Genomic DNA, 25,949 nt, shown 5'->3' with positions numbered 1-25,949 from the left:
TTGGATAATTAATATAAATAACATCAAGTTAAAATTGATACTTAATCTGAAAGAAAGAATAATTCCGGAGGAAATACGTTATGAAATACCAGGAAATTAACCTCGTACCCCATAAGTCCGCCCTCATGCATTCCCCTGCCAATGTCCTCAACGAAGACGTCTGTTTGCCCGCCGCGCTGATCAAAAAATCTGCGTTGAAGAACAACATCCGATGGATGCAGGCCTACGCCGATGCGCGCGGCGTTTCGCTGGCGCCACACGGGAAAACCACCATGACGCCGTGGATCTTCCAGCAGCAGCAAAAAGCGGGCGCGTGGGCCATCGGCGTAGGCAGCGCATGGCAGGCGAGCATCGCGATGTCCGCGGGCATCGAGCGAGTGCTGATGGTTAACCAACTGGTGGGCAAAGCGAACATCACGCTGGTGTCGCAGCTAAAGCATAAACATACCGCCGTCGACTACATTTGCTGCGTGGACAGCGAAGCAAACGCCCGTACCCTGTCAGACTTTTTTAGCCAACAGGGGCAAACCCTCGACGTGCTGATTGAGCTTGGTGTGCCGGGTGGACGCTGCGGCTGTCGTAGCCCGGAACAAGCGCTGGCGCTGGCAAAGCGGGTAGCAGAATTACCCGGCCTGAATTTACGCGGCCTGGAGCTGTACGAAGGCGTGCTGCACGGCGACAATCCGCAGCCAAAAATAGAAGCGCTGCTGCAAGAGGCGGCCGCGTTAGCCTGCCAGATGGAACGCTATGTTGACGGCGAGTTCCTGCTCACCGGCGCGGGTTCAGTCTGGTACGACGTAGTGTGCAATATCTGGCTCGCCGCAGCAAAACCGGCCAACTGCCGCATTGCGATCCGACCGGGCTGTTACATTACCCACGATGGCGGAATTTATCAGGAAGCCCAGGATCAGCTGATGGCGAGAGATCGGATCGCCTGCGATCTCGGTGGCGATCTGGTTTCCGCGCTGGAGCTGGTGGCAATGGTGCAGTCGGTACCGGAAAGCGATCGGGCGATTGTGAATTTTGGCAAGCGCGACAGCGCGTTTGATGCCGGCCTGCCGCAGCCGATAGCCCACTATCGCCGGGGCAAGGCGCTGGCTTCGCCGTCGGAAACCATCGAAGCCACCGGGATTATGGATCAGCATGCCATGTTAAAACTCAAGCCGGGTGCGGACGTGCAGGTTGGGGATATTCTGGTGTTCAGCACTTCTCACCCGTGCCTGACGTTTGATAAGTGGAAGGCGCTGCTGCTGGTGGATGACGAATATAACGTGCTGGATGAGTTAGAGACGGCGTTCTAGATTTTACCCTCACCCTCTCCCTGAAAGGGAGAGGGTATAAAACCAATCACTTACCTAAATTCCCCCTCTCCCCCTCTGGGGAGAGAGTCAGGGTGAGGGGCTGAAGGGCCACAGAAAATTTACTTAGCCTCGGCCAGCGCCTTAGCCCTCTCCTCTTCTTCCTTCTGCTGAAGCTCGGTTTCCAGCATCTTCTTCTCATACACCTTAAAGAACGGGTAATAGATTGCGAGCGAAATAAAGAAACAGATAAACACCAGCCCACAGGCAATCAGGTTCCAGTTGGTGGTGATCAGCGCCCCTAGCGGCGCCGGAACGGTAAACGGTGGCTTCACCATCATCCGTGGGATCAGCCCGCTAATGGTGAACAGATACACCACTACGGTATTCACCATTGGCGCCAGAATAAACGGGATCGCGAGGATCGGATTCATTACGATCGGCGCGCCGAAAATCATCGGCTCATTGATGTTAAACAGCCCCGGGATAAACGACAGTTTACCCAACTGCTTCAGGTAGATAACCCGCGAGCGGATAAACAGCACCACCAGCGCAAGCGTTGAGCCGGTGCCACCCATCTGCGCATACCACTGGAAGAACTGCTCGGTGAAAATGTTCGGCAGCTCATAGGCGCTCACGCCGGACTGGAACAGCTCCATATTCTGCACAATGGCCTGATCCCACAGCGGGCGGATCAGCGGCCCCATCACCGCATGGCCGTGGATCCCCAGCACCCAGAACACGTCGATAAAGAACTGGGTCACAATCCCGCCAAACAGGTTGGTGCCGGTCATAAAGCCCTTCAGCGGCATAATGATGTAGCTGATGATGGCGTTGATATCGATGTTCAGAAAATGACGAGGGATCCAGAACACCAGCACCACGGCAAGCGTCGGGAACAGCGCCGAAAACGAGCTGGCGACCACCGGCGGCACGCCCGCGGGCATTTTAATTTCAATATTGCGAACTTTGATAAACCGGTAGATCTCAATGGCAATCAGCGAAGAGATAATCGCGCCAAACAGCCCCTGAGAACTCAGCGAAGTGATAGGGATGTAGCGCCCCGCCACCGCCTCGCCCGCCACGGTTACGCCCTGCTTAATGTTCACCGGCACAATCATCAGCAGCGTCGCCAGCATCGCCAGCAGGCCGCTGGTAATGTCATTCAGCTTGTAGCTTTTGCCGAGGAACGAACCGATGGTAAACGCGGCATACAGCGACATCAGCCCGACGGTAAAGCGGAACGGCACGTCCAGCATATCGCGCCACGGCGCAATAAAATCCATGTAGCCCTTAATCGGGATGTTCAGCAAAATCACGAAGAAAGAGCCGACGATGGTCAACGGCAGAATCGAAATAAGCCCGTTGCGAATCGCCTGCATATGCCGCTGGTTGCCAATAGCGTTCGCCACCGGCATCAGCTTTTCAGCTAACTTATCGAAGCCCGACATGATCTGCCCCCTCAAACCCGTTGTGCTCAATCACGGCCCGGAACCAGCGCCCGGACTTTTTCAGCGAACGCTGTTGGGTGGCTAAATCCAGCCGGTAGAAGCCGTAGCGGTTTTTATAGGCGTTCTGCCACGACCAGCAATCGATGAAGGTCCACATCTGGTAGCCCAGGCACTGGCTGCCCTCCGCCATCGCTTTGTGCAGCCACGTCAAATGTTCCTGAAGAAACTCAATGCGGTAATCGTCCTGCACTTCGCCGTCCACCATGAACTGTTCTTCGTCCATGATGCCGATGCCGTTCTCGGAGACAAACCACGGCAGGTTGCCGTAACGCTCTTTCACCAGCATAGCGATGTCGTACAGCGCAGGCGGGTAAATCTCGATCCCGCGCGAGGTATTCATCCGCCGCCCCGGCATCACGTACTCTTCAAAAAAGCGCTCCGGCACAAAACCGTGGGGTTCTTCAAGCAGCGTCTCACGCGCTTTAACCCGGCGCGGGCGATAATAGTTGATGCCCAGCAAATCGATGCGGGTCGCGGCAATCAGCTCGCAATCCCCTGGCGCCGTCTTCGGCAGCACATCGTATTCTTTCAGCAACGCCACCAGCTCGGCAGGGTAGCGCCCAAGCAGCATCGGCTCGTTAATGCTGCGCGTATAGAACAGGTCAGCCATCTCCGCCGCCCGCAGATCTTCCGGGCTGTCGCTGCGTGGGTACACGGGAATGACATCCATGATGATGCCAATCTGCCCTTCAAGATCCAGCTCGCGCCAGGCGGCGACCGCTTTGCAGTGGGCGATAACAATGTGGTGCAGCACCTGAGCCGCACGGCGGAAATCCGTCACGTAAGGATAATGGCGAGGATGCAGATAGCCCGCTTCGGCGGGAATAAGCGGCTCGTTGAAGGTAAACCAGTAGCGCACCCGGTCTCCGAACAGGCGGTAGCAAATCCCCGCGTAGCGAGCGAAAGCGTCCACCACTTCCCGGTTCTCAAACCCGCCCTTGGCCTGCAGCGCCAGCGGCATATCAAAATGGTAGAGATTGATAAAAGGCTCAATGCCCTGGCGAATCAGCTCATCAATCACATCGTTGTAAAACTGCACGGCAAAAGGATTAACTTCCCCGTCGCCGTCGGGGATCAGGCGAGACCAGGAAATCGACGTACGGAAAGCATTCAGGCCAATGTTTTTCGCCAGCTGAATATCTTCCCGCCAGCGCTGATAAAACGTGGAAGTCTCGTCGGAGGTGACGCCGTCATAAAAACGGGCGTTAAACTCATGCGAGGCGAAATCCCAGATATTATCCCCCTTACCATCGCCCTCAACTCGCCCCTCTGACTGCGTGGCGCTGGTCGCCGTACCCCACCAAAATTTTTCAGGAAAGCGGTATTTCATACGGCCCCCTAGTCAGCAGTTTTCTGCAGCGACAGTGCGTGATCCAGCACCTTGTCACCCTGCATCGAGCCGTAATGCATCATGTCGATGGCCGCTACCGGAACGCCGTGGGGCGCTGCCGCCGCGCTCAGGTTTTGCAGTTGGAATTTCACCTGCGGCCCGAGGAGGATGACATCAGCCTCCTCGATAATTTGGTCAAAATCGGACACCGGCACGGCGGTGATTTCCACCGCCACATCGCGGCTTTGCGCGGACTGCTTCATTCTTTCCACTAACATGCTGGTGGACATCCCCGCAGCACAGCATAAGAAGATTTTTTTCATCACTTTTCCCTCAGAGAATCAATGCAGTGTCCGCGGTATGCGGCCAAATATATTCTGGGTAGCGGTGAAAAAAGCCACAAGTGAGGGTGGGCACAGATTTGCTTTTAGCGGCTGGTACTTTTGGCGAATGAACGCCAGAACTTACATTAAAAGTAATAATAAACAGACGGATAAGAATGTTACTTTTCTGGTGGCGTTCGTCTTTTAGCGCGGTTTTATTCACGAGAATGGTGGGGCGGTCACAGGCAGACGTTCATCTTAGTATTGCACCATGCCCTCACCCCGGCCCTCTCCCAGAGGGAGAGGGGGAAAACAAGTGCCAGATAACAAGGTTTATTCCCTCACTCCATCATCAAATGGGAACAGCAGCTTCAGCCTGTTTTATTTATCCCCTCTCCCTTCCAGGGAGAGGGTAAAGAGCTACAAACTCCCCACGCCACCGTCGACCAACAGATCGGTGCCGACCACGAAGGCTGATTCGTCAGACGCCAGGAACACAGCGGCTTTTGCCAGCTCCAGCGCGGTGCCGAGACGCCCAATCGGCACAAGATCGCGGATAGCTTCCCGCAGCGTGTCGGCGGCTACGCCATTGCCCAGTTTGCCCAGCGCCGGGGTTTCCGTCGGGCCAGGGCTCAGGCCGTTCACCCGAATGCCACGCGGATGCAGCTCACCGGAAAGCGTACGAGCCAGAGAAAGGATCCCTGCTTTGCTCGCCGCATAGGCGTTAGTCTGCGGCAGGCCGATACGAGCGCTGACCGAACCGCACACAATCACCGAAGACGGGTTAGCCAGCAGCGGCAACAGCGCCTGGATCAGGAAGAACGGGCCTTTGAGATTGATGTTCATCAGTCGGTCATACGCCTGTTCGTCCCAGTCTTCCAGCGAATGGTGCGTCACATCCCCCGCATTAATGTAGAGCACATCCAGCCGCGGCCAGAGCTGCTTCAACTCTGCCGCCACCGTACGCTGCCCGGCGATATCGCCCGCATCGCTTTTCATCAGGTGCACATTGCCCAAAACCTCTTTGGCTGCCTGTAGCCCCTCTTCGCTCCGCCCGGTGATCGCCACCGTTGCGCCCTCGGCAATAAACTGCCGCGCCGTTTCAAGTCCAATTCCGCTGGTACCGCCGGTAATTAACGCGTATTTGCCATTAAGTCTGCCCATCGTCGTGTCCTTATAAAGGGTTGGTGAGGGCATTATTTCCGCTATAGTATCCTTTAGATAGTAGGCACCAAATGGATACTAAGGAACCACAAGGGGCGCATTAGCGTGTGCCGGGAGCCAGCATGACAAAAAATTTTTCAGTCCTGCCACCGGCGGGCAGCGACTGCCCGATGGTGAATTTTGTGAACCTCATTTCAGGTAAATGGGCCATTCCGATTCTGTACCGCCTGATCCTGCTCAACGATCCGGTGCGGTTTAGCGACCTGCAGCGGGCGGTCAGCCCCATTACGCAGAAGGAGCTCACCCGCCAGCTTCGTCAATTTGAAGCTCGCGGCCTGGTGGTGAGGCAAGTTTTTGCGGAAGTCCCGCCGCGAGTGGAATATCAGATCACCGCGCTCGGTAAATCTCTGCGCCCAACGCTGGATTCACTCGCCGAATGGATGAGGGAGAATGCCGGTGAGATGGAACTGTCTCTTCCCTGAGAAAGCTAAATCAGTTAGCCAAAAACTTCATCGACCAGCGCGCTGCCGAGGCGCATGGCCGAACAAATACGCGGCATCCCCAGCGCCACGCCCTGCCAGCTCTGGGTCACCGAGTAACAGATCGGCTGGCGTTCAATGTCGCAGCCGGCGCCGAGCCAGGTTAAAGCATCTTTATGCTCCAGCAACCCCGGAGACGTTGGCGTCGCCAGCCAGTCATGGAAATAGTGGCGGGTGCGGGGGGAAGCATTCACTTCTTCCGCCAGACGGCTGATGGCGAGGCTGCGCACATGCTCAATCAACGCCTCCGCCTGCTCGGGCGTCCCCAGACGAACAGCATCACCAAAGGTGCCCCAGCGCAACTCTTCCAGCGCGACGTAGCAGCGCGCCGCCGGAGAAAATGAAAAGTAGTGCCCGCTGCGCCAGCGGGAAAAAATCTGCTCGCTGTGGACCATGCCCTGACGAACAAGATCGCTGTGCTGAAACTCTTCTTCCAGCCGGGTAAGCCGCTGAGAAAAGTGCTCGCGCAGGGCCTGAAGCCGCTCGCGAGCCGCTGCCGAATGGTGTGCCGTGCGGGCGGATACCGGCTCCAGCTGAGCAATTCTCTCGCTTATCTGGCTGTTGGCTAAGTAGCTTTTTGCCAGATCTGCCGACAGCTGGCCAAGGCTTATCAGCGACGCGTCAAGCTCGTCCTGCGGCGGTGTTCCAGCCATCCCGGCCTGTCGCCGGGCCACGACGACGAACAGCGCCAGAAGCTGCTCATAAAACGCCTGGCTTTGTGGGCTGCTCCACGGCTGGCGGGCAACATCAATCCCCATGGCAAAATCGACGACAAATTTTTCGCTAAGACAGCTGAGGGTTCTTATTGGCCCTTCCATTAATACACTGCTCATCATTGCTCCGCTGAGAAAAGCGTCTGGATATCATCGCGCAACAGGCGGGTATCCTCGTGAATGTAACGTGCCGTTCTGACACTCTGTTCCAGCTTGCTCTGGAGAGAAAACAGCACGCTGTCGTTCTGCTGCTTCGCGGAAAGACTCTGGCGTAAATTGCTGTGAATAGCGTCCAGTGCACCGGCAAAATCGGCGAAAAACGTCGCCATCCCGGCCGTGACGGAAATATCCACCTGCGCGGTAATGGCCTGGTTTATCTGGCCCAGGAAAGTCGACACATGGTCATGCAGCTTTTGCTGTAACTTATCCAGATCAATCACGTAGCGGCTATGGGTGGCTGCGTAATCTTCCCAGCCCCAGTCCACGCCGTTCAGCCAGCGCGCCAGCACGCCCCGCATCCCGTTTTGCGGCTGCATTTCCGACATCGCCACTTCCTGGTTTTCGATAACGTTGGTGAACGCCGAGTGGGTATTAAAATTAAGCTGGCTGGCCTGGAACGCAGGCAGGCTGATTTGGGCGCGGAACCCGGCTACTTTCAGGCCGTCGCTTACCCGCTGTTCAATCGGTTTCAACGCCGACTGCAGCGTATAGCCCAGGCTCGCCTCAAGGTTGCTGAGCAGCGCCCCAAGCTCCCCGCTTAGCGTCTGCTGGGCGGCAAATAAAATGCTTTCACTGGACGCGCGAACCTTGTGCAGCAGGGTGCGGGCCGTCGCTTCATCTTCGCCCATCAGCTTGTCGCTGCCCGGCGAAAAATCCACGTTTCGCGTTAAGGTATGCGGGTATAACGGATGCAGCTTCTCAGCGCCCAGCCGCCCTTCCCGGAAATAAGTTTTCAGGTCGCTATGAATCTGCGTTTCAAAGCGCTGCATAAAATCGCCTATGCCGGCGAGGGCATCGCTGACCTGCCGCTGAATCACCGCACTCACCGACTGCTGAGTCTGCAGCAGCAGTTGAATATCCTGCTCCAGTTGCTGAATATTCTCCTGCAGGCTGTCGTTAGCCACCTGCAACCCCTGGCAGCGGAAACTCAGGTAGCGTTCAGCGCCCTCGGCATAGTCCAGCAGCTTGTGGCACGCCGCGCGCAGCGTGTAGAGAGAAGCGTTGGCGTGCGCGGTATGCAGGATAGTCCCAATGGGTGACTCAAACATCGAGTCTTCCCACAGCAAGTCCGCCGCATGGCGCAGATGCTCAATATCCGCCAAATCCGCGCTGCGCCAGCGCCGGCCTAATGCCGCTTCCGCAAAGTCCTGCACCCAGCGCTGCTCTTCGGGGTCGGGCAAACGACCATGCGTGGCCAGCTCATAGCGGGCGCGGTTGGCAAGGTAGCCCCACATGCTCGATACCGGGAACACGTTTTCCGGCGCAATGCTGTCCTTCATCAGCGTCCCGGCGATCATCGCCTTCACCTGAGCGGCATCGTCGCCGTTGCGGTCCTTCTGATCGAACTTGTTCACCAGCGCATACAGCGGCACCGATTTGCTGACGCCGAGCACCGCCTCACGGACTTCTTCGTCGGAGATGGACTTAAGCTGCGTATAGTCCATCACCGCCAGCACGGCAGAAGCCTGCGCCAGCTGCTCTTTAAGCATTTTTTGCAGGTGCGGCTGCCCCGCTTCGTTCGGCCCAGGCGTGTCCAGCAGCGTCAGCTGGCCGTGGCCGTTTTTGAGGCCGGCCAGATGCACAAACTCCACCTCAATCACCGGCACATGCTCAATAGCGGCGTAGGCTTTGAAGGGGAAAGCCACATCCAGCACCCGGCACAGGCGCACCAGATCGTTCAGGCTCTTCAGGCAATGGAAAATAGGCTGTGCGCCGAGATAATGGCGCTCAAAACCTTTTCCGTTGGCGATCCGGGCGATAAGCGCCTCCATATCCCGGTCCACTTCCAGCTTGCGCGCCAGCGCTTCCCGGCTGGTGATCAGCAGTTTCTCCTGCAACTCCCCCATCAGGCTCTCTATCGGCTGCACATAGGGAAAATGCAGCACCGGCTCGCGCTGACCCGGCGTGTGACGGATCAGCGTCGGCAGCGCCGTCATGGGCCGGTTGCGGTTAGGCAGAACCTCCGTGCCCACGATGGCATTAATGGTGGTCGACTTCCCCGCCTTCATGGTGCCGACAATCGCCAGAACCATTTCATGTTGGGTTATTTTACGCCTTTCGTTTTGCAGCATATCTTTCTGCAGTTCGATTCCGCGTGGGCTAAATTTCAATGGATGTACCGTCGCCACAGGGTTCGTTAAAGCGCTATTTTGTTCATTTTGCAAAGCCAGCGGAGCGACTTTTAAAGCGCTAAGGTTTTGCAACGCTAATTGCAAAAGCCGCTCGGCTTCCTGACTCAATTCAAAAATAGTTTGTGTGTGCATAAAAAATCTTTCCTTAACTCAAATTACCCGGCTTTATCACCGCCATCGTTTAGTTGTAATCATGGCAATACCGGTTTTTATAATTACGTGAGGGAAATAATTTATTAATTAACATTACACCATGCCGCGATCCTGGCTTTTAAGTCGCTCTGCCAGACCTGCGGAGAAATAATGGTGAGATGCGGTATCCAATACTGCACCAGCGGAAACAATTGTTCTGGCGAAGCAATATGACTCGCCAGAAGTAACTCTCCGTTATCAAGCTCTCTGACGGTTTTTTGAAAAGGTAATAGCTTGCGCTGTTTAAAATGTTCAGCCGCCTGCGCCGAAACCTGTAACAGCACTTCCGTTTTTACCCTTTCCCCACCAGGATCATCCCGATCGTCAAATAATGGATAAAAAATAGCTTTACGCTGTGGGCTATTTTCATATTCATACCCTACAACCAATAAATCTGGAATAGCGCGCAGCGTAATATATTGATTATGGCTCTTTATGTCGTACCATGGATAAAACGCAGCAAGCCCTACGCGTTTAGTAATGCGTAACAGGTCGTTTACGTTAAACTGTCCTTTTAAATGCGAAGAGAGACGCTTTTTCCCCTCGCCGACGTCCTCCAGAATAGCACCAAGCCGGTTCAAATCACGATACGCAGTTCGCATATCTACATCAAAACGCTGGCGGATAATATCAGCGGAAAGGGTTTCCCCCTGATAAAGACTTAAGACGATTTCGGCCAGTCGATCTGCAACTTTTACTTTCGCGCCTTTCATTCTCATCGGTTCCTGCCTCTGTATCGGTACATCCATAGGCCCAACCATACCCCTGTCAAGTGACAGGAGGTGTCAGCGCAATACGCTTTTTTTTATTTTTTCAAACAGGTATAGCGCAGCAGCCCCTGCTGGCAGACTTGCTCGAAGCAAAGTGAAACTAAGTTAAATTAGCCTTATTTAACGGCAATTAAAGCCTGAACTTTAAGTTAAATTTGGTGCTTATTTCTTTGAATGAAAGGTTTTTTGCACTTTATGGCGGCCAGAAAGCCCGCCGGGCATAGGTTTACGGCAATAATCCCTGCAAATGTAGGGATTTGATGTATAATCTCAGCACTTTTTCGCGATTCAGCATATTTTTACGGCCAAATCGCTATTTTTCATTACTTTATCTCACCTTGAGGATCAGATAATGCAACTCCCTCATTGCCCGAAGTGCAATTCCGAATACACCTACGAAGACAACGGCATGCTGATTTGCCCGGAGTGCGCTCATGAATGGAACCCGGCCGCGGCGAGCGAAGAAGACGCCGCGCTGGTTGTAAAAGATGCCAACGGCAACCTGCTGGCCGACGGCGACAGCGTTACCGTCGTGAAAGATCTGAAGGTCAAAGGCAGCTCTTCGATGTTAAAGATCGGCACCAAAGTGAAGAATATTCGCCTGGTAGAGGGCGACCACAATATCGACTGTAAAATCGACGGTTTTGGCCCGATGAAGCTGAAGTCCGAGTTTGTGAAAAAGAACTAATCTCCCCCGGCAGGTGGTCTTGCCGCCTGCCCCGCCTGGCTTACCTGCCCCGCACAACCTACACTTCTTCTGCACTCTCCTTACAGAGGATTCGGTTATGCCTTTAGGACCCTACATCTCATTAAACGGTCGCTGCGCGGAGGCCATCGCCTTTTACCAACAGGCTTTGGGCGCCGAACTGACGTTCAAAATTACCTTCGGTGAAATGCCCAAAGAAGCAACCAATGCCGAGGGCTGTAGCGGCGCGGGCGTCTATTCTGACGACAGCGTTATGCACGCAAATTTGCGGGTAGCCGGTAACGATTTGATGATGACCGACGCCAGCATGAGCGGGGAAAAACCACAGCACAGCGGCTTTTCACTCTGCCTTGCCAGCCAGGATCCGGCAGAGGGTAAACGCTGGTTTGACGCCCTCTCCGCTGGCGGCACCGTCACCATGCCCTGGAGCGAAACTTTTTGGGCAAAAGGCTATGGCTCACTGACGGATAAGTTCGGCATTCCGTGGATGGTCAACGTCGAAAGATAAAGAGGCATATTCTTTTATTCTTTTGGGGTCCGCTAATCCGGGCCCTTTATTTTTACCAATGGTTAAAAATTCAAGAAAATCAAAGCAGCTTATATATTCATTTTTTTGATGCCATTTCATTATTCCTTTTTAAAGAATTTATTCCTGACAAAAAGAGCCAACATGCCAGCGCGCAATCGGTATAACCGGTAAATTAATCATTCCGAGTCTAAGCATATTATTTCAGGAATAAGACAATATATTTAAAGAGAATCATCATCAGGATATAGAATATATTAGAAGATCAATTGCAAGCGTGCGTAAACATTGTTTGCTGACGATCGCTTTGACTTAACCTATCCCCGCCATCTACCGGTTTTTTTCGCTTTAACAAGGCAACTCCCTGATTCCACGAAAAACAGGGCAGCCAGCCAACCGCAAACTTCAACTCTTCATCGTACAGAAACCAATCATTAACAAAACCGTCACTTTCCCCCGGCACCATGAGGCAACTTTTGAAGGAGGCCCGTGATGCAAACGACTCTTCACCTCATCAAGCAAAACCTATGCACAGCCCAGCCGCCGTGCGTGCGCATTCGCTTTATCTGATTTGAGAGGCTTTGACTGTTATGCACTTGTCCAGACATCCGACCAGTTACCCCACGCGCTATCAGGAGATAGCCGCCCGGCTCGAGCAGGAGCTGCGCAACAACTACCGCTGTGGCGACTATCTGCCTGCCGAAACTCAGCTGGCCGCCTACTACGAAGTCAACCGCCACACGCTGCGCCGCGCCATTGACGAGCTGGTTAATAAAGGCTGGGTTCAGCGCCGCCAGGGCGTCGGCGTCCTGGTGCTGATGCGCCCGTTTGACTACCCGCTGAACGCCCAGGCGCGCTTTAGCCAGAACCTGCTGGATCAGGGCAGCCATCCCACCAGCGAACGCCTGCTGGCGGTAATTCGCCCGGCCTCCCAGGACGTGGCGAATGCGCTGGGGCTGGCCGAAGGGGACAACATTATTCACCTGCGCACCCTGCGCCGGGTGAACGGTATCGCGGTGTGCATCATCGACCACTACTTCGCCGAGCAGGCCTGGTGGCCCGCGCTGCAAACCTTCAGCCACGGATCGCTGCACGATTTCCTTCAGGCCGAGTTAGGTATTGCCCTGACCCGCGCCCAAACCCGCATCAGCGCTCGTCGTTCCCAGGCCAAAGAGAGCCGCCTGCTGGAAATCCCCAACATGGCGCCGCTGCTCTGTGTTCGCACTCTTAACCACCGTGAAGGCGAGGCCAAAGCGACGGAATACTCCGTCAGCCTGACCCGCGCCGACATGATTGAATTCACCATGGAGCACTAAATGGACACCAGCCATTTCAACCCCGAACAGCGCCGCGAGTGGATGGCGGTGCTGTCCCACAGCCAGCCGCAGGAGCTTCTTGAGCGCTGGCGCAGCCTGAACATTCAGGCGGACTACACGCTTATTCGCGCACCGGAAATCGGCCTGGTTCAGGTGCAGGCCCGCATGGGCGGCACCGGCCAACGTTTTTTCACCGGCGACGCCACGCTGACCCGCTCGGTGGTCAAGCTGGCGAGCGGCACCTACGGCTACAGCTACCTGCTTGGCCGCGACAAACAGCACGCCGAATGTTGCGCGGTGATCGACGCCCTGATGCAGGAAGCCACGCATTTTCAAACGCTACAAGAGACCCTAATTGCACCGTTGGCGGCCAACCGTGAACAACGCCTTGCCGCTCGCCGTGCAGAAGTTAACAGCAGCCGCGTGGACTTCTTCACGCTGGTACGCGGAGACAACGCATGACTTTAATGACCGCTTTTACCCTTCCGGTGCAGGATGCCCAGCAGAGTTTTCGTCGCCTGCTCAAAGCGATGAGCGAGCCGGGCGTGATTGTCGCGCTGACTTCGCTGCAGCAGGGCTGGCTGCCGCTGAATGTGGCGACCACCAGCGTGCTCCTGACGCTGGCCGATAACGACACGCCGGTGTGGATAGACGCCACATTGGGCAACGATATTGCCGCGCAGAACATTCGTTTTCATACCAATGCGCCGCTGTGCGAACAGCCTGACCACGCGCAGTTCGCCGTGGCCAGCGACGCAATCTCTTCCGAACAGTTGAACCTGCTGGCTCAGGGCTGCGACATCGCCCCCGATACCAGCGCGACGCTGATTCTACAGGTGTCCAGCCTGAGCGGTGGGCGCATGCTTCGCCTGACCGGCGCGGGCATCAACGAAGAGCGCATGATTGCCCCACAGCTGCCGGAATGCGTCCTGCACGAACTGACCGAACGCCCGCACCCCTTCCCGCTGGGCATTGACCTGATTTTGACCTGTGGCGATCGCCTGCTGGCTATCCCACGGACCACCCACGTGGAGGTGTGCTGATGTACGTTGCCGTCAAAGGGGGCGAGAAGGCAATCTCCGCCGCCCACGCCCTGCAGGAGCGCAACCGACGCGGCGATGAAACGCTAAAAGAGCTTAGCGTCGCGCAGATTGAGCAGCAGCTTGGCCTGGCCGTGGACCGCGTGATGACGGAAGGCGGCATCGCCGACCGGGAACTCGCCGCGCTGGCCATCAAGCAAGCCAGCGGCGACATGATCGAGGCGATTTTCCTGCTGCGTGCTTACCGCACCACGCTGCCTCGTCTTGCCGTCAGTGAGCCGCTGAACACCGCCGAAATGCGCCTCGAGCGCCGTATCTCCGCCGTGTATAAAGACGTCCCTGGCGGCCAGCTGCTGGGCCCAACCTACGACTACACGCACCGCCTGCTGGACTTCACGCTGCTGGCTAACGGCGAAACTCCTGACGCCGAACAGGCCGACGAGCAAAGCGCTCCAGCCCCGCATGTGTTCAGCATGCTGGCGAAACAGGGTCTGGCCAAAGTCGAAGAAGACGATGGCGCACAGCCGGACGACATCACCCGCAACCCGCCGGTCTACCCGTGCTCACGCTCTTCGCGTCTGCAACAACTGGTGCGCGGCGACGAAGGCTACCTGCTGGCGCTCGCCTATTCCACCCAGCGCGGCTACGGGCGCAACCACCCGTTTGCCGCCGAGATCCGCAGCGGCTACGTAGACATCGAAATTGTGCCGGAAGAGCTAGGTTTTGCGGTGAACATCGGCGAACTGCTGATGACCGAATGCGAAATGGTGAACGGCTTTGTTGCCCCGGCAGACGAACCGCCGCACTTCACCCGCGGCTATGGCCTGGCGTTTGGCATGAGCGAGCGCAAAACCATGGCGATGGCGCTGGTTGACCGTGCGCTACAGGCCCCGGACTACGACGAAAACGTCGCCGGCCCCGCGCAGGACGAAGAGTTCGTGTTATCCCACGCGGATAACGTGGAAGCGGCAGGCTTTGTGTCCCACCTCAAACTGCCTCATTACGTGGATTTCCAGGCCGAACTGGAGCTGCTTAACCGCCTGATAAAGGAGCGAGCCAATGGCTAACCTGAGCGGCTATAACTTTGCCTATCTGGACGAGCAAACTAAACGCATGATCCGCCGCGCAATGCTAAAAGCGGTGGCGATTCCAGGTTACCAGGTGCCGTTTGGCGGCCGCGAAATGCCAATGCCTTATGGCTGGGGCACCGGCGGCATTCAGTTGACTGCCAGCCTGATTGGCGAGTCTGACGTGCTGAAAGTGATTGACCAGGGCGCGGACGACACCACCAACGCCGTCTCAATCCGCAACTTCTTCAAGCGGGTGACCGGCGTGAACACCACCGAACGCACCGAAGACGCGACGCTGGTGCAGACCCGCCACCGCATCCCGGAAACACCGCTGGTAGAAGATCAGATCCTGATTTATCAGGTGCCGATCCCTGAACCGCTGCGCTTTATCGAACCACGCGAAACGGAAACCCGCACCATGCACGCGTTGGAAGAGTACGGCGTGATGCAGGTGAAACTGTACGAAGATATCGCCCGCTTCGGCCATATCTCTACCACCTACGCCTATCCGGTGAAGGTGAACGATCGCTATGTGATGGACCCGTCGCCGATCCCGAAATTCGATAACCCGAAAATGCACATGTCCCCTGCGCTGCAGCTGTTCGGTGCCGGACGCGAAAAACGCATTTACGCCGTGCCGCCGTTTACCCGCGTAGAGAGCCTCGACTTCGACGACCATCCCTTCCAGGTGCAGGAATGGGAAGAGCCGTGCGCGATTTGTGGGTCACGCCACAGCTACCTTGATGAAGTGGTGCTCGACGACGCGGGCAACCGCATGTTCGTCTGCTCCGATACCGACTACTGCCGCCAGAACAGTGAGGCCTCTCAGTCATGACCAGCCCGTTACTTTCGGTGAATAACCTCACCCACCTCTATGCGCCCGGTAAAGGCTTTATGGACGTGTCGTTTGATCTCTGGCCCGGAGAAGTGCTGGGCATTGTGGGCGAGTCCGGCTCCGGCAAAACGACGCTGCTGAAAGCCATTTCCGCCCGCCTTGCGCCGCAGGAAGGGGAAGTGATTTACCTCGACCGTTCGCTGTATGACATGTCGGAAGGCGAACGCCGCCGCCTGCTGCGCACTGAATGGGGCGTGGTTCACCAGCATCCGATGGACGGCCTGCGCCGCCACGTTTCCGCCGGGGGCAACATCGGCGAACGGCTGATGGCCACCGGGGCGCGCCACTACGGTGACATTCGCGCCACCGCCCAGCGTTGGCTGGAAGAAGTTGAGATTCCGTCGGCCCGTATCGACGACCTGCCGACCACGTTTTCCGGCGGGATGCAGCAGCGCCTGCAGATCGCCCGCAACCTGGTCACCCATCCGAAGCTGGTCTTTATGGATGAACCGACCGGCGGGCTGGATGTGTCCGTGCAGGCGCGCCTGCTCGACCTGCTGCGTGGTTTGGTAGTGGAGCTGAACCTGGCCGTGGTGATAGTCACCCACGATCTGGGCGTGGCTCGCCTGCTGGCCGACCGCCTGCTGGTGATGAAACAGGGCAAAGTGGTGGAAAGTGGGTTGACCGACCGCGTGCTGGACGACCCGCATCACCCGTATACCCAGCTTTTGGTGTCCTCCGTCCTTCAGAATTAGGTACTCGCTATGACCAGAATACGGGTTGAAAACCTGAGCAAAACCTTTGTCCTGCACCATCAGCACGGCATTCGCCTGCCGGTGCTGTCCAACGCCTCGCTGGAAGTCAAAGGCGGTGAATGCGTGGTGCTGCACGGCCACTCTGGCAGCGGGAAATCCACCCTGCTGCGCTCGCTCTACGCCAACTATTTGCCGGATGAAGGACACATCTGGGTTAAGCACAACGACGAATGGATCGACATCGTGCAGGCCCCGGCGCGCGAAGTGCTGGCGGTACGTCGCCAGACCATCGGCTGGGTGAGCCAGTTTCTGCGCGTTATCCCGCGTATTTCGGCGCTCGAAGTCGTCATGCAGCCGCTGCTGGATTTGGGCGTGTCGCGCGAAGAGTGCGAGGAAAAAGCCGCCAGCCTGCTGACCCGGCTCAATGTACCTGAGCGCCTGTGGCACCTTGCCCCGTCGACCTTCTCCGGCGGCGAGCAGCAGCGCGTGAACATCGCCCGCGGCTTTATTGTTGATTACCCCATTTTACTGCTTGATGAGCCTACCGCCTCGCTGGACGCCAAAAACAGCGCCGCCGTGGTGGCTTTGATTCAGGAAGCAAAAGCGCGTGGAGCGGCCATTGTCGGCATCTTCCACGATGAAGCTGTACGTGAACAGGTGGCCGACCGCCTGCATACGATGTCCGCGATGGAGCCCCAACATGATTATCAATAATGTTCGCCTGGTGCTGGAAGAAGAAGTGGTCAGTGGCTCACTGGAAGTGGCCGACGGTGTGATTCGCAACTTTGCCGAGACCCAAAGCCAGCTGCCGGGCGCGCACGACGGCGGCGGCGGCTGGCTGCTGCCGGGGCTGATTGAACTGCACACCGACAACCTGGATAAATTCTTTACCCCACGGCCAAAGGTTGACTGGCCGGCGCACTCCGCCATGAGCAGCCACGACGCGCTGATGGTGGCGAGCGGCATTACCACCGTGCTGGACGCCGTTGCCATCGGCGACGTGCGCGACGGTGGCGACCGCCTGGAAAACCTCGAAAAAATGATCAACGCCGTGGAGGATACGCAAAAGCGCGGCCTCAACCGCGCCGAACATCGCCTGCATCTGCGCTGCGAACTGCCGCACCACACCACGCTGCAGCTGTTCGACAAGCTGGTTGACCGCGAACTGGTTTCCCTCGTTTCGCTGATGGACCACTCGCCGGGCCAGCGCCAGTACGCAGAGCTGTCCAAATACCGCGACTACTATCAGGGCAAATACCATCTCACCAACGAGCAGATGGATCGCTTTGAAGAAGAACAGCTGACGCTGGCGGCCCGCTGGTCGCAGCCAAACCGCCAGGCCATCGCCGCCCGCTGCCGCGACCGCAATATCGCCCTCGCCAGCCATGACGATGCGACGACCGCCCACGTGGTGGAGTCCCACGAAATCGGCAGCGTGATCGCCGAATTCCCGACCACGGAAGAAGCCGCCGAAGCCTCTCGTCGCCACGGCATGAGCGTGCTGATGGGCGCGCCAAACATCGTGCGCGGCGGCTCTCACTCCGGCAACGTGGCGGCCAGCCATCTTGCTCAGGCCGGGCTGCTGGATATCCTTTCCTCGGATTACTACCCCGCAAGCCTGCTGGATGCGGCCTTCCGCGTGGCGCACGACGACAGCAACAGCTTCACGCTGGCGCAGGCGATTCACCTGGTGACTCGCAATCCGGCACGGGCGCTGAACCTGGCCGACCGGGGAACGCTGGCGGAAGGGAAACGAGCGGATCTGGTGCTGGCGCACATGCACGGCGACCATATCCATGTCGATCACGTCTGGCGCCAGGGAATTCGGGTGTTCTGATGAGTAAACTAATCTGGCTGATGGGCCCGTCCGGCTCCGGCAAAGACAGCCTGCTGAGCGCCCTGCGCCAGCAGGAGCATGCCAGGCTGCTGGTGGCGCACCGGTACATTACCCGCGCCGCCGACGCAGGCTGCGAGAACCACATTGCGCTAAGCGCAAACGAGTTTGAGCAGCGCCAGCAGCTGGGGCTGTTTGCTCTGAGCTGGCAGGCGCATGAGCACTCCTACGGGGTCGGCGTGGAAATGGATATATGGCTCGAAGCCGGATTTGACGTGGTGGTGAACGGCTCGCGCCAGCACCTGAAACAGGCGCGGGAACGCTATGGCGATGGGCTGGTGCCCATCTGCCTGCAGGTTTCGTCGGACGTGCTGCGCCAGCGGCTGGAACAGCGCGGGCGGGAAAACGCAGAGCAAATCGAGCAGCGGCTGCAGCGGGCCGCGCTTTATTCGCCAGAGGGAGGCGATTGCCTGATACTCAACAACGACGGGAGTCTGCTACAGTCTGCCGCATTGTTTATGCGACTGTTAGCCCAGCACCGCTCGAACGTTATCCCTCTTCACCGCAAGGAGCCCCGCCATGTCTGATGTTGTTAAATTGAAAGCCGCCGCTATCGAAGACAGCGACACCGTTTACCGCATGATTTGCGAGCTGAAACAGGCTCAGGCCGACCGCCCAGGCTTTAACGCCTGCTTCACGGAGAACCTGCGCGATCCGAATATCTTTTATCAGCTGGCGTGGCTGGGGAATAAAGCCGTGGGGATGATCAGCCTGCACCTGCAATACCATCTGCATCACGCCCGCCGCATCGGCGAGATCCAGGAGCTGGTGGTGCTGGAAGAAGCCCGCGGCCACGGCGTAGGCAAACAGCTGCTTGCCTGGGCAGAAGCAAAAGCACGCAAAGCCGATGCGGAGCTGACGGAACTTTCGACCAGCACCAGCCGCAAAGACGCCCATCGTTTTTACGAGCGTGAAGGCTACCGCGCCACCCATATCCGCTTTACCAAACCGGTGGAGACACCTGATGACGCTGACGCTAACGCTTAGCGGCACCGGCGGGGCGCAGCTTGTCCCGGCCTGGGGCTGCCGCTGCGCCGCCTGTTCACGAGCCAGAACCAATCCGGCCCACCGCCGCCGCCCGTGCAGCGCGGTACTCAAGTATAACGATGCGATTACGCTGATAGACGCGGGGCTGCCCGACTTGATGGACAGCTGGCAGCCGGGAGATTTTCAGCAGTTTTTGCTCACCCATTACCATATGGATCATGTCCAGGGGCTGTTCCCGTTGCGCTGGGGCGTGGGCGAGAAAATCCCGGTTTACGGCCCGCCGGATGAGCAAGGCTGCGACGATCTGTTCAAGCACCCCGGCCTGCTGGACTTTAGCCATACCGTCGAGCCGTTTGTCGCCTTCACTCTGCAGGCGCTGCGCGTCACTCCGCTGCCGCTGCTGCACTCAAAGCTGACGTTTGGCTATCTGTTTGAAACTGCCTACAGCCGTCTTGCCTGGCTGAGCGATACGGCGGGGCTGCCGGATAAAACCCTGAAGTTTCTGGCCGCCAACCGCCCGGAAGTAGTGGTGATAGATTGCAGCCGCGAACCCCGGCCTGACACGCCGAAAAATCATTGCGACCTAACCACGGTGATCGCCCTGAACGAGCAGATTGGCAGCCCGCGAGTCGTGCTGACCCACATCAGCCACCAGTTTGATGCATGGCTGATGCACAACGTATTGCCTGAAGGGTTTGAAGCCGGTTTTGACGGCATGGAGATCGTGCTGGACTAGCGATCGTCGTCGTCCTGCAGGCGGCCCTCTTCGTCATCCAACTGCTGGCGCTCGCGGTCGAGCTGATTCTGCCGTTCATCAAGGCTGCGGCGTCTGTCCTCCAGCTGGCGATAGCGGGCTTCGTCCTGGCGGCTGAGCCGACGCTGATCTGCCGAATCATCACTGTCATCATGATAAACGCGGTCGCTGCCCGGCTTGTAGGCATCGCTAAACGCCTGCTGGATATTGCCAATCGCGTCATCAATCACGTCGGCCTGCGCGAACGGCGAGGCCAGGTACAGCGTGCCGAGCAGCAGCGCGGCGGCATAAGATTTCATCGGTCAGTCTCCAGGATGGACTGGCCTCAGCGTAATCAGGCGACCTCATATGCAGTAGCGGAGGAATCTCAAATTCTCGGCGATTCCAGCGCGCCAATGGCCTCGACTCGCGCCTGATGCCGCCCGCCTTCAAACTCCCCGCTTAGCCATGCATCGACGATCATTTTAGCTAAATCCAGCCCCACCACGCGGGAGCCGAAAGCCAGCACGTTGGTATTGTTGTGCTGGCGGGAAAGCAGCGCGGAATAAGGTTCGCTGCAGACCACCGCCCGGATACCGGGAAATTTATTGGCGGTGATCGAGATCCCCACGCCGGTGCCACAAATTAAAATGCCGCCCTCGACTTCGCCATTCACCACGGCTTCTGCCACCGCGCTGGCGTAGAGCGGGTAATCGGTGCGCTCACCGGACCAGGTCCCCTTATCCAGCACCTCAATACCTTTCTCCTGAAGATGCGCCACAATCTCCGCCTTCAGCAGGAAGCCTACGTGGTCACAGCCAAATGCAATTTTTTTCATTTTATCCTCACCGTTGCCGTTACTTTACGAACCCGACAGCTTTCGTGATTTAAGACCGGCTCACTGCCCAATTAATCGGCAAAACTGCCGGGTTCGTGGCCATTTCTACACCGATTCTCTTCACAACACAATGCATCAACTTGTCACTCTGGCGTCATAAAACGACTTCCACTAACGAGAAAAATTAAACTAATTCATTATTTTTCATGAAAATAAATAAATTTACGCATTCACCCAACTTCACAAAAAGTAAAACTTTATGAATTAATTATTTTTGTGAAGTATGCAGCATATTTTCTGCACATGCTGTGGTGTTATAGTGGCGTCTTCACTCTACGGACACGAGAGAACAGGATGAGTCAGTCAGATATTGATTCACAGCCGCCGTTCGGCATCGGCCTTGCCCCCTGGCTGCGCATGAAGCAGGAGGGGATGACGGACAACGAAAGCCGCATCGTCGACTGGTTGTTGAAGCCCGGTAATCTGAGCGATGCCCCGGCCATTAAAGACGTTGCCGAAGCCCTTGCGGTGTCGGAAGCGATGATCGTTAAAGTCTCGAAGCTGCTGGGGTTCAGCGGCTTCCGTAACCTGCGCAGCGCGCTGGTCACCTACTTTTCCGAGTCAGAGCAGGTGCTGCCCACCGAGCTTGCCTTCGACGAAGCGCCGCAGGATGTGGTCAACAAGGTGTTTAACATCACCCTGCGCACCATCATGGAAGGGCAGTCGATCGTCAACGTGGACGAAATCCACCGCGCGGCGCGCTACTTCGCGAAGGCAAAACAGCGGGATTTGTACGGCGTGGGGGGTTCAAACGCCATTTGTAACGACATTCAGCATAAGTTTTTGCGCATCGGCGTGCGCTGTCAGGCTTACCAGGATGCCCACATCATGATGATGTCGGCCTCGCTGCTAAAAGAAGGTGATGTGGTGCTGGTGGTATCCCATTCGGGGCGAACCGGTGATTTAAAAGCGGCGGTGGAGCTGGCGAAAAAGAACGGCGCAAAAATAATTTGTATTACTCATAGCTATCATTCGCCGATTGCCCGACTGGCTGACTTTATTATTTGTTCGCCCGCACCGGAGACACCTTTATTGGGCCGTAACGCCTCGGCGCGTATATTACAATTAACGTTACTCGATGCATTTTTTGTTTCAGTCGCACAGCAAAATATTGAACAGGCAACATTAAATATGCAAAAAACCGGCGCAATTGTGGATTTCTTTTCCCCAGGGGCGCTGAAGTAAAAAAGAGATCCCGCCTCAGCGGGATCTGACTGTACCCTACACTGAGAATATTATTATGAATAAATATCTGAAAATATTCAGCGGCGCTGCTATGGGCCTGATGTTATCCACCAGCGCTTTTGCGGCTGCCGATTATGCGGTGGTATTAAAAACATTATCCAACCCTTATTGGGTGGATATGAAAAAAGGTATTGAAGATGAAGCCAAAACGCTGGGCGTTAGCGTAGATATTTTTGCTTCACCTTCGGAGGGGGATTTCCAGTCGCAATTACAGCTTTTTGAAGATTTAACCAATAAGAAATACAAAGGCATCGCTTTTGCGCCGCTCTCCTCGGTCAACCTCGTGGTGCCGGTCGCGAATGCCTGGAAAAAAGGCATTTACCTGGTCAACCTCGATGAAAAAATCGATATGGATAACCTGAAAAAAGCCGGCGGCAACGTCGAAGCCTTTGTCACCACCGATAACGTGGCGGTCGGCGCGAAGGGCGCAGGCTTCATCATCGATAAGCTCGGTGCCGCAGGCGGCGACGTCGCCATCATCGAAGGCAAAGCAGGTAACGCCTCCGGCGAAGCCCGCCGCGTAGGCGCCAGCGATGCCTTTAAGAAAGCCAGCCAGATCAAACTGGTTGCCAGCCAGCCCGCCGACTGGGACCGCATCAAAGCGCTCGATGTAGCCACCAACGTGCTGCAGCGTAACCCAAATCTGAAAGCCTTCTACTGCGCGAACGACACCATGGCAATGGGTGCCGCTCAGGCGGTGGCTAACGCCGGGAAGACCGGGAAAATTCTGGTGGTCGGCACCGACGGTATCCCGGAAGCCCGCAAGATGGTGGCTGACGGACAGATGACCGCCACCGTGGCGCAGAACCCGGCGGATATCGGCGCGACAGGCCTGAAGCTACTGGTAGATGCGGCGAAAACCGGCAAGGTGATTGCGCTGGATAAGGCCCCGCAGTTTAGCCTGGTGGATTCGGTGCTGGTGACGAAATAGTTAAGGTTTGAGTGGCTTTATCCCCTCACCCCAGCCCTCTCCCCAAAGGGGAGAGGGAGAAAGACTGAGTGGCCCTCTCCCATAGGGAGAAAGTGAAAAAAGGGGTAGCTCTCCCCCGCGGGCAAAGGGGCGAAAAGAGTACTAAAAGAAAAGCAGTGGCAGCAGTTATTCACTCTCCCTTTCGGGATGAGAGAGAAAACCAACATCAGCTCGGTACCGTCCCCTCTCCCCTGTGGGGAGAGGGTTAGGGTGAGGGGAAACCTTCGCTAAAAATGATTGAGGCTCGTCATGGTCACGCCATACATTGCAATGGCGGGGATCGGCAAATCCTTTGGTCCGGTTCACGCATTAAAATCGGTTGATTTAACAATATTTCCCGGCGAAATTCACGCGCTGCTCGGGGAAAACGGTGCAGGTAAATCAACCCTGATGAAAGTCCTGTCGGGTATTCACGAACCGACCAAAGGCACCATTACGATTAATGACGTTAATTATGAAAAACTTGATCATAAATTAGCGGCACAGCTCGGCATTGGGATTATTTATCAAGAACTCAGCGTCATTGATGAATTAACAGTTTTAGAAAATCTTTATATTGGCCGTCATACCACCAAAAAAATCTTCGGGATTAATATTGTTGACTGGAAAGAGATGCGCATTCGCGCCGCGATGATGCTTTTACGTGTCGGCTTAAAAGTGGATCTCGATGAAAAGGTGGGTAATTTATCCATCAGTCACAAGCAAATGTTAGAAATTGCCAAAACATTAATGCTGGACGCCAAAGTCATTATTATGGATGAGCCGACCTCTTCTTTAACCAATAAAGAAGTCGATTATCTTTTTCTCATCATGAACCAGCTGCGGAAAGAAGGCACGGCGATGGTGTACATCTCCCATAAACTCGCCGAAATCCGCCGCATCTGCGACCGCTACACGGTAATGAAAGACGGCAGCAGCGTCTGCAGCGGCCTGGTCAGCGACGTTTCCAACGATGACATTGTGCGCCTGATGGTTGGCCGCGAGCTGCAAAACCGCTTTAGCGCGATGAAAGAGAGCGCCGGGAACGTGGAGCCTGACGTGGTGTTTGAAGTGAAGAACGTCAGCAGCCGCGACCGCAAAAAAGTGAAAGATATTTCGTTCAGCGTGAATCGGGGCGAGATCCTGGGCTTCTCCGGCCTCGTCGGCTCCGGGCGTACCGAGCTGATGGACTGTCTGTTTGGCGTGGACAAACGTTCGTCCGGGGAAATTCTGCTTAACGGCAAAAATATCTCGCCGAGCTCACCGATGGACGCGCTGAAAAAAGGCATGGGCTACATCACCGAAAGCCGCCGCGATAACGGCTTTTTCGCCAACTTCTCCATCGCGCAGAACATGGCCGTCAGCCAGAGCCTCAAGCGCGGCGGTTACAAAGGCGCGATGGGCCTGTTTAACGAAGCCGAGGAGCGCCAGACCGCCGAAGCCCAGCGCCAGCTGCTGGCGCTGAAGTGCCACAGCGTCGACCAGAACATTACCGAGCTTTCCGGCGGCAACCAGCAGAAGGTGCTGATTTCTAAGTGGCTGTGCTGCAACCCGGAAGTGATCATTTTCGATGAGCCTACGCGCGGCATCGACGTCGGCGCGAAGGCCGAAATCTACAAAGTGATGCGCCAGCTGGCGGATGACGGAAAAGTCATCCTGATGGTGTCGTCTGAGCTTCCCGAAATTATCGCCGTCTGCGACCGCATTGCCGTGTTCTGCGAAGGGCGACTGACGCAAATCCTGACCAATCGCGACGATATCAGCGAAGAGGAGATTATGGCATGGGCATTACCACAAGAATGAAACGCGAAGAAAGCGAGAAAAAACCGTTCAATTTCGCCCAGTTTTGGGACAAATACGGCACCTTCTTCATCCTCGCGATTATCGTCGCCATCTTCGGCACGCTCTCCGCTGAGTACTTCCTGACGGCCAGCAACATCAGCGCCATCTTTGTGCAAAGCTCGGTGACGGTGCTTATCGGGATGGGGGAGTTCTTCGCCATTCTGGTGGCGGGGATCGATCTGTCGGTGGGCGCGATTCTGGCACTTTCCGGCATGGTCACCGCCAAACTGATGCTGGCGGGCGTCGATCCGTTCCTTGCGGCGCTGATTGGCGGCGTGATTGTCGGCGGGCTGCTGGGGGCGATTAACGGTTGCCTGGTGAACTGGACGGGGCTGCATCCGTTCATCATCACCCTCGGCACCAACGCCATTTTCCGCGGCATCACGCTGGTTATCTCTGATGCCAACTCGGTGTACGGCTTCTCGTTCGATTTCGTGAATTTCTTCGCCGCCACGCCGCTCGGCATTCCGGTGCCGGTGATCTTCTCGCTGATTGTCGCCGGGATACTGTGGTTCCTGACCACCCGCACGCGCCTGGGCCGCAATATTTACGCCCTCGGCGGCAATAAGAACTCGGCGTTCTACTCCGGCATCGACGTGAAGTTCCACATGCTGGTGGTGTTCATCATCTCCGGCATCTGCGCCGGGCTGGCGGGCGTGGTCTCAACCGCGCGTCTTGGTGCGGCAGAGCCGCTGGCAGGCATGGGGTTTGAAACCTACGCCATCGCCAGCGCCATCATCGGCGGCACCAGCTTCTTCGGCGGCAAGGGCCGGATTTTCTCGGTGGTGATTGGCGGCCTGATCATCGGCACCATCAACAACGGGCTCAATATTCTCCAGGTACAAACCTATTACCAACTGGTGGTGATGGGGGGGCTTATCATCGCTGCGGTGGCCCTGGATCGGTTAATCAGTAAATAAGAACGGCAGATGCGTTGGCCGCACCCGCTGTCAGAAATCCAT

General features: G+C 56.5%; 28 protein-coding genes. 19 read left to right on the top strand and 9 right to left on the bottom strand.

Going from position 1 to position 25,949, the window contains the following annotated elements:
- Positions 1 to 80: 80 nt before the first annotated feature.
- A complete protein-coding gene (locus AAIE02_RS15935; protein WP_336983348.1) occupies positions 81 to 1,301 on the top strand; it encodes an amino acid deaminase in 1,221 nt (406 codons plus the stop codon).
- A gap of 119 nt (positions 1,302 to 1,420) precedes the next feature.
- Here the strand turns inward: AAIE02_RS15935 and AAIE02_RS15930 are convergent, their stop codons facing one another.
- From AAIE02_RS15930 to AAIE02_RS15915, 4 genes are all read right to left on the bottom strand, one after another.
- On the bottom strand, positions 1,421 to 2,749 hold the full coding sequence (locus AAIE02_RS15930; protein ID WP_039289450.1) for a PTS sugar transporter subunit IIC: 1,329 nt from the start codon (positions 2,747 to 2,749) through the stop codon (positions 1,421 to 1,423).
- Positions 2,733 to 4,139 carry a glycoside hydrolase family 1 protein gene (locus AAIE02_RS15925; RefSeq protein ID WP_336709032.1) on the bottom strand — a complete coding sequence of 469 codons (1,407 nt, stop codon included), beginning with the start codon at positions 4,137 to 4,139 and terminating at the stop codon, positions 2,733 to 2,735. The genes AAIE02_RS15930 and AAIE02_RS15925 overlap by 17 nt, the downstream gene beginning before the upstream one ends.
- A gap of 8 nt (positions 4,140 to 4,147) precedes the next feature.
- Positions 4,148 to 4,462, bottom strand: a complete 315-nt coding sequence (locus AAIE02_RS15920) for a PTS sugar transporter subunit IIB (RefSeq protein WP_498532882.1) — start codon at positions 4,460 to 4,462, stop codon at positions 4,148 to 4,150.
- A gap of 420 nt (positions 4,463 to 4,882) precedes the next feature.
- A complete protein-coding gene (locus AAIE02_RS15915; protein ID WP_498532881.1) occupies positions 4,883 to 5,626 on the bottom strand; it encodes an SDR family oxidoreductase in 744 nt (247 codons plus the stop codon).
- 122 nt (positions 5,627 to 5,748) lie between these two features.
- Here AAIE02_RS15915 and AAIE02_RS15910 point away from each other — a divergent pair, with 122 nt between their 5' ends.
- Positions 5,749 to 6,108, top strand: a complete 360-nt coding sequence (locus AAIE02_RS15910; RefSeq protein ID WP_336983345.1) for a winged helix-turn-helix transcriptional regulator — start codon at positions 5,749 to 5,751, stop codon at positions 6,106 to 6,108.
- A 14-nt stretch (positions 6,109 to 6,122) separates the two neighbouring features.
- Here the strand turns inward: AAIE02_RS15910 and AAIE02_RS15905 are convergent, their stop codons facing one another.
- The 3 genes from AAIE02_RS15905 to AAIE02_RS15895 all read right to left on the bottom strand — a co-directional run bounded on the left by AAIE02_RS15905 (position 6,123) and on the right by AAIE02_RS15895 (position 10,134).
- A complete protein-coding gene (locus AAIE02_RS15905) occupies positions 6,123 to 6,998 on the bottom strand; it encodes a diguanylate cyclase regulator RdcB family protein (RefSeq protein WP_286180214.1) in 876 nt (291 codons plus the stop codon).
- The gene (crfC, locus tag AAIE02_RS15900; RefSeq protein ID WP_498532880.1) at positions 6,998 to 9,361 is read right to left on the bottom strand and encodes a clamp-binding protein CrfC; all 2,364 of its coding nucleotides are present in this window, start codon (positions 9,359 to 9,361) and stop codon (positions 6,998 to 7,000) included. The genes AAIE02_RS15905 and crfC overlap by 1 nt, the downstream gene beginning before the upstream one ends.
- 104 nt (positions 9,362 to 9,465) lie before the next feature.
- The gene (locus tag AAIE02_RS15895) at positions 9,466 to 10,134 is read right to left on the bottom strand and encodes a WYL domain-containing protein (protein WP_008455708.1); all 669 of its coding nucleotides are present in this window, start codon (positions 10,132 to 10,134) and stop codon (positions 9,466 to 9,468) included.
- Positions 10,135 to 10,543: 409 nt separating this feature from the next.
- On the opposite strand from AAIE02_RS15895, the gene AAIE02_RS15890 reads away from it, so the two are divergent.
- The 13 genes from AAIE02_RS15890 (at position 10,544) to phnP (ending at position 20,056) form a co-directional block, all read left to right on the top strand.
- Positions 10,544 to 10,879 (top strand): zinc ribbon domain-containing protein YjdM, encoded by a 336-nt coding sequence (locus AAIE02_RS15890; RefSeq protein ID WP_008455710.1) that lies wholly within the window; start codon positions 10,544 to 10,546, stop codon positions 10,877 to 10,879.
- Between the two features lie 97 nt (positions 10,880 to 10,976).
- A complete protein-coding gene (yjdN, locus tag AAIE02_RS15885; protein WP_008455712.1) occupies positions 10,977 to 11,405 on the top strand; it encodes a VOC family metalloprotein YjdN in 429 nt (142 codons plus the stop codon).
- 608 nt (positions 11,406 to 12,013) lie between these two features.
- Positions 12,014 to 12,739, top strand: coding sequence for a phosphonate metabolism transcriptional regulator PhnF (gene phnF / locus AAIE02_RS15880; protein ID WP_498532879.1), 726 nt, complete (start codon positions 12,014 to 12,016; stop codon positions 12,737 to 12,739).
- Complete coding sequence (phnG, locus tag AAIE02_RS15875; protein ID WP_498532878.1) at positions 12,740 to 13,201, top strand: phosphonate C-P lyase system protein PhnG; 462 nt, start codon at positions 12,740 to 12,742, stop codon at positions 13,199 to 13,201.
- Positions 13,198 to 13,782, top strand: a complete 585-nt coding sequence (phnH, locus tag AAIE02_RS15870) for a phosphonate C-P lyase system protein PhnH (protein ID WP_008455719.1) — start codon at positions 13,198 to 13,200, stop codon at positions 13,780 to 13,782. Before phnG ends, phnH begins: the two co-directional genes overlap by 4 nt.
- On the top strand, positions 13,782 to 14,846 hold the full coding sequence (locus tag AAIE02_RS15865; protein ID WP_498532877.1) for a carbon-phosphorus lyase complex subunit: 1,065 nt from the start codon (positions 13,782 to 13,784) through the stop codon (positions 14,844 to 14,846). The genes phnH and AAIE02_RS15865 overlap by 1 nt, the downstream gene beginning before the upstream one ends.
- Complete coding sequence (locus AAIE02_RS15860; protein WP_008455722.1) at positions 14,839 to 15,684, top strand: alpha-D-ribose 1-methylphosphonate 5-phosphate C-P-lyase PhnJ; 846 nt, start codon at positions 14,839 to 14,841, stop codon at positions 15,682 to 15,684. The genes AAIE02_RS15865 and AAIE02_RS15860 overlap by 8 nt, the downstream gene beginning before the upstream one ends.
- Positions 15,681 to 16,439, top strand: coding sequence for a phosphonate C-P lyase system protein PhnK (gene phnK / locus AAIE02_RS15855; RefSeq protein WP_008455724.1), 759 nt, complete (start codon positions 15,681 to 15,683; stop codon positions 16,437 to 16,439). The genes AAIE02_RS15860 and phnK overlap by 4 nt, the downstream gene beginning before the upstream one ends.
- A 9-nt stretch (positions 16,440 to 16,448) precedes the next feature.
- Positions 16,449 to 17,153, top strand: a complete 705-nt coding sequence (gene phnL / locus AAIE02_RS15850; RefSeq protein ID WP_498532876.1) for a phosphonate C-P lyase system protein PhnL — start codon at positions 16,449 to 16,451, stop codon at positions 17,151 to 17,153.
- On the top strand, positions 17,140 to 18,276 hold the full coding sequence (gene phnM / locus AAIE02_RS15845) for an alpha-D-ribose 1-methylphosphonate 5-triphosphate diphosphatase (protein WP_498532875.1): 1,137 nt from the start codon (positions 17,140 to 17,142) through the stop codon (positions 18,274 to 18,276). Before phnL ends, phnM begins: the two co-directional genes overlap by 14 nt.
- On the top strand, positions 18,273 to 18,860 hold the full coding sequence (phnN, locus tag AAIE02_RS15840) for a ribose 1,5-bisphosphokinase (RefSeq protein WP_237717570.1): 588 nt from the start codon (positions 18,273 to 18,275) through the stop codon (positions 18,858 to 18,860). The genes phnM and phnN overlap by 4 nt, the downstream gene beginning before the upstream one ends.
- Positions 18,853 to 19,320, top strand: a complete 468-nt coding sequence (gene phnO, locus AAIE02_RS15835) for an aminoalkylphosphonate N-acetyltransferase (RefSeq protein WP_166993141.1) — start codon at positions 18,853 to 18,855, stop codon at positions 19,318 to 19,320. Before phnN ends, phnO begins: the two co-directional genes overlap by 8 nt.
- Positions 19,298 to 20,056 carry a phosphonate metabolism protein PhnP gene (phnP, locus tag AAIE02_RS15830; RefSeq protein WP_336983339.1) on the top strand — a complete coding sequence of 253 codons (759 nt, stop codon included), beginning with the start codon at positions 19,298 to 19,300 and terminating at the stop codon, positions 20,054 to 20,056. The genes phnO and phnP overlap by 23 nt, the downstream gene beginning before the upstream one ends.
- On the opposite strand, the gene yjdP is transcribed toward phnP, so the two are convergent.
- Both yjdP and rpiB read right to left on the bottom strand, forming a co-directional pair.
- The gene (yjdP, locus tag AAIE02_RS15825) at positions 20,053 to 20,373 is read right to left on the bottom strand and encodes a DDRRRQL repeat protein YjdP (RefSeq protein ID WP_008455735.1); all 321 of its coding nucleotides are present in this window, start codon (positions 20,371 to 20,373) and stop codon (positions 20,053 to 20,055) included. The genes phnP and yjdP overlap by 4 nt on opposite strands.
- Before the next feature lie 68 nt (positions 20,374 to 20,441).
- Positions 20,442 to 20,891: a bifunctional allose-6-phosphate isomerase/ribose-5-phosphate isomerase RpiB gene (gene rpiB / locus AAIE02_RS15820; RefSeq protein ID WP_166877505.1), complete on the bottom strand. Its 450-nt coding sequence runs from the start codon at positions 20,889 to 20,891 to the stop codon at positions 20,442 to 20,444.
- Between the two features lie 354 nt (positions 20,892 to 21,245).
- Between rpiB and AAIE02_RS15815 the strand changes: the two genes are divergently transcribed.
- The 4 genes from AAIE02_RS15815 (at position 21,246) to alsC (ending at position 25,907) form a co-directional block, all read left to right on the top strand.
- On the top strand, positions 21,246 to 22,136 hold the full coding sequence (locus AAIE02_RS15815) for a MurR/RpiR family transcriptional regulator (protein ID WP_008455739.1): 891 nt from the start codon (positions 21,246 to 21,248) through the stop codon (positions 22,134 to 22,136).
- 55 nt (positions 22,137 to 22,191) lie between these two features.
- Complete coding sequence (alsB, locus tag AAIE02_RS15810; protein ID WP_008455741.1) at positions 22,192 to 23,127, top strand: D-allose transporter substrate-binding protein; 936 nt, start codon at positions 22,192 to 22,194, stop codon at positions 23,125 to 23,127.
- Positions 23,128 to 23,415: 288 nt separating this feature from the next.
- Positions 23,416 to 24,948: a D-allose ABC transporter ATP-binding protein AlsA gene (gene alsA, locus AAIE02_RS15805; RefSeq protein ID WP_336983338.1), complete on the top strand. Its 1,533-nt coding sequence runs from the start codon at positions 23,416 to 23,418 to the stop codon at positions 24,946 to 24,948.
- On the top strand, positions 24,927 to 25,907 hold the full coding sequence (gene alsC / locus AAIE02_RS15800) for a D-allose ABC transporter permease (protein ID WP_038476559.1): 981 nt from the start codon (positions 24,927 to 24,929) through the stop codon (positions 25,905 to 25,907). The genes alsA and alsC overlap by 22 nt, the downstream gene beginning before the upstream one ends.
- Positions 25,908 to 25,949 lie beyond the last annotated feature (42 nt).

The sequence above is a fragment of the Cedecea sp. Ae19-4 genome, from assembly GCF_059801165.1.
Note: the sequence above shows the minus strand (reverse complement) of the source record. Positions and strands in the feature narration are given on the sequence as shown.